3 protein-coding genes and 1 pseudogene are annotated in these 3,734 nt (G+C 71.5%); all 4 read right to left on the reverse strand.

Features of this window, described 5'->3' with window-relative positions:
* Positions 1–50: 50 nt before the first annotated feature.
* Positions 51–635 (reverse strand): XdhC family protein, encoded by a 585-nt coding sequence (locus AB0C29_RS37955; protein WP_360831038.1) that lies wholly within the window; start codon positions 633–635, stop codon positions 51–53.
* A gap of 11 nt (positions 636–646) precedes the next feature.
* Positions 647–3,043 carry an aerobic carbon-monoxide dehydrogenase large subunit gene (locus AB0C29_RS37960; RefSeq protein WP_360831041.1) on the reverse strand — a complete coding sequence of 799 codons (2,397 nt, stop codon included), beginning with the start codon at positions 3,041–3,043 and terminating at the stop codon, positions 647–649.
* Complete coding sequence (locus AB0C29_RS37965; protein ID WP_360831044.1) at positions 3,040–3,516, reverse strand: (2Fe-2S)-binding protein; 477 nt, start codon at positions 3,514–3,516, stop codon at positions 3,040–3,042. The genes AB0C29_RS37960 and AB0C29_RS37965 overlap by 4 nt, the downstream gene beginning before the upstream one ends.
* Before the next feature lie 2 nt (positions 3,517–3,518).
* Positions 3,519–3,734 (reverse strand): annotated as a pseudogene (locus tag AB0C29_RS37970) (xanthine dehydrogenase family protein subunit M); the annotation flags it as partial.

Genomic DNA, 3,734 nt, shown 5'->3' on the forward strand with positions numbered 1-3,734 from the left:
GCCCCGATGTCGAGCCCCGCCTGAGTGTGCTCGAGAGCCCGTTACGGCTCTTAATTCCCGTGCTCTTCGTGCAGAGCCGCCCCGCGCCGCCGGCTCGCCACCAACGCGATGTGGCCGACCCCGGCATCCAGCGCCTCCCGGATGGCGTCCTCCTCGCCCCGGCCCAGCCCGGCCACCACGGCGGCGGTCGCCCCGGCGAAGCTCTCGCCGCGGACCACCTCGAAGTCGAGGAAGCCGGCCAGGGTGGCCACCGCCTCGCCGATCGGGGTGTCCCCGACCAGCCGCAGCACCGGCGCGGGCAGCACCGGCCGCAGGAAGATCTCGATCGCGCCGCCGGAGTGGCACGGGTTCACCACCACGAGCGCCCCCGGGGTCTCCGGGAAGTCGGCCGAGCTGTCCGGCAGCACCCGCAACAGCAGCGCCCGCCCGTCCCGCAACGTGCCGAGAGCGGCGGAGCGCACCGAACTCTCCGCGCACTGGCCGCCGACGAAGCCCTCGATGGAACCGTCGTCGAGGATGACGGCGGCGTCCCCGGCCCGGGCCGAGGTGGGCTCCTGCGCCCGTACGACGGTGGCGTGCACGAACGGGCGCCGTTGCAGGGTGAGCGCCCGCGCCCGCCCGTCGATGTCAGTCATGAGCCGGGGCCTCAGATCGGGGGTTGCGGCGCGCCGCGCATCGCGTCCCAGACCCGGGACGGGGTGAGCGGCATGTCGGCGTGACGGACACCGAAGGGCGCGAGCGCGTCCACCACGGCGTTGACGATGGCCGGCGGCGAGCCGACGGTGGCGGACTCGCCGACGCCCTTGGCGCCGATCGGGTGGTGCGGTGACGGGGTGACCGTGAAGCCGGTCTCCCAGTCGGGCACCTCCAGCGCGGTCGGGATCAGGTAGTCCATCAGCGACGCGCCGAGGCAGTTGCCGTCCTCGTCGAAGGCGATCATCTCCATCAGCGCCATCCCGACGCCGTCGGTGAGCCCGCCGTGCACCTGACCCTCGATGATCATCGGGTTGATCCGGGTGCCGCAGTCGTCGACGGCGATGAACCGGCGCACCTTGACCTGGGCCGTACCGGGGTCGATGTCCACGACGCAGATGTACGCCCCGTGCGGGTAGGTCAGGTTCGACGGGTTGTAGCAGATCTGCGCCTCGAGGCCACCCTCGACGCCGTCCGGCAGGTCACCCGCGCCGTGCGCCCGCATCGCGATGTCCTGGATGGTCACCGACTTGCCGGGGTCGCCCTTGACCTGGAAGGCGCCCTTCTGCCACTCCAGGTCGGCCACCGAGACCTCCAGCATCGCCGAGGCGATGAGCCGGGCCTTGTCGCGGACCTTGCGGGCCACGAGCGCGGCGGCTGCTCCCGAGACCGGGGTGGAGCGGCTGCCGTACGTGCCCAGCCCGAACGGCGTGTTGTCGGTGTCACCGTGGACCACGTCGATGTCGGCGGGCGGGATGCCGATCTCCTCGGCCACGATCTGCGCGAACGTCGTCTCGTGCCCCTGCCCCTGGGACTGCACGCTCAGCCGTACCACGGCCTTGCCGGTCGGATGCACCCGCAGCTCGCAGCCGTCCGCCATGCCCAGCCCGAGGATGTCCATGTCCTTGCGCGGTCCCGCGCCGACCGCCTCGGTGAAGAAGGCGATGCCGATGCCCATGAGCTCGCCGCGCTTGCGCTTCTCGGCCTGCTCCCGGCGCAGGTCGGCATAGCCGGCCATGTCCATGGCCAGGCGCATCGTCGGCTCGTAGTCGCCGGAGTCGTAGACCCAGCCGGTCTTGGTCGTGTACGGGAACTGCTCCGGCTTGATGAAGTTCTTCAGGCGCAGCTCGGCCGGGTCCATGCCGAGCTCGGCGGCGAGGCAGTCGACGATCCGCTCGACCAGGTAGACGGCCTCGGTGATCCGGAACGAGCACGCGTACGCGACCCCACCGGGCGCCTTGTTGGTGTAGACCGCCGTCATCGAGCAGTACGCGGCCTCGATGTCGTAGCTGCCGGTGAAGACGCCGAAGAAGCCGGCCGGATACTTGACCGGGGCGGCCGTACCGTTGAAGGCGCCGTGGTCCGCGAGCACGTCCGTGCGGATGCCGAGGATCCTGCCGTCGCGGGTCGCGGCGATCTCGCCGCGCATGATGTAGTCGCGGGCGAAGCCGGTGCTGATCAGGTTCTCGGAGCGGTCCTCCATCCACTTCACCGGGGCGCCGGTGACGATCGAGGCGACGATGGCGCAGACGTAGCCGGGGTAGATCGGCACCTTGTTGCCGAAGCCGCCGCCGATGTCCGGCGAGATCACCTGGATCTTGTGCTCGGGCAGGCCGGCGACGATCGCGTAGAGGGTGCGGTGCGCGTGCGGGGCCTGGGTGGTCGACCAGAGTTTGAGCTTGCCCTCGACCGCGTCGTAGTCGGCGACCGCGCCGCAGGTCTCCATCGGCGCCGGGTGCACCCGCGGATAGACGATGTCCTGGCTGACGACCACGTCGGCGGCGGCGAACACCGCCTCGGTGGCCGCCTTGTCGCCGGTCTCCCAGTCGAAGCAGTGGTTGTCGGCCTTGCCGTCGAGGTCGTCGCGGATCACCGGCGCGCCCGGGGCGAGCGCCTGCCGCACGTCGATGACCGGGTCGAGCACGTCGTACTCGACGTCGATGAGCTCGAGGGCGTCGCGGGCCGCGTACCGGTCCTCGGCGACGACGAACGCGACCTCCTGGCCCTGGAAGCGGACCTTGTCCGTGGCCAGCACGGCCTGCACGTCGTTGGACAGCGTCGGCATCCAGGCCAGCCCCTGCGCGGCCAGGTCGGCGCCGGTCACCACGGCCTTGACCTTGGGCAGCGCGGCGGCGGCCGAGGTGTCGATGCTGACGATCCGGGCGTGTGCGACGGGCGAGCGCAGGATGGCCAGGTGCAGCATCCCGGGCAGCCGGATGTCGTCGGTGAACCGCCCCCGGCCACGGACCAGCCGCGGGTCCTCCTTGCGCAGCATCCGGCCGTGCCCGACCGGCTTCTGGTCGTTGTCCTCGAAGGTGGTCAGCCGCCCGGCGTCCTGGACCGCGGTCATGACGGCACCTCCGACGACTCGTGCACGGAGGCCCAGCGCACCGACCGGACGATGGTGGCGTAGCCGGTGCACCGGCAGATCTGCCCGGAGATGGCCTCGCGGATCTCCGCCTCGGTCGGGTCCGGGTTGCGGTCGAGCAGCGCCCGGGCGGTCATCAGCATGCCCGGCGTGCAGAAGCCGCACTGCAGCCCGTGGCACTGGATGAACCCCTCCTGGACCGGGTCCAGCTTGCCGTTCTTCGCCAGGCCCTCGACGGTACGGACCTCGTGGCCGCCGGCCATCGCGGCCAGCACGGTGCACGACTTGACGGGCTCGCCGTCGAGCCAGACGACACACGTGCCGCAGTTGCTGGTGTCGCAGCCCCAGTGGGTGCCGGTGAGCCCGAGGTGGTCGCGCAGGAAGTGCACGAGCAGCAGCCGCCCCTCGATCTCCTCGGTGACTTCGACGTCGTTGACGGTCATCGAGACCTGCATGCTCAGCCTCTCTCGGCGATGCGCGCCACGGCGCGGCGCAGGGTGCGGACGGTGAGCTCGTTGGCCAGGTGGCGCTTGTAGTCGGCGCTGCCCCGCTGGTCGGTGACGGGGTCGCAGCTCTCGGCGGCGATCGTGCCGGCGCGGGCGTACAACTCCTCGGACGGCGGGCGGCCCTGCAGGGCCGGCGAGCTCGCCGGGATGCAGGTCGTGTTGGGCCC

It is taken from the genome of Actinoplanes sp. NPDC048791, from assembly GCF_040650095.1.
Classification (GTDB): Bacteria; Actinomycetota; Actinomycetes; order Mycobacteriales; family Micromonosporaceae; genus Actinoplanes.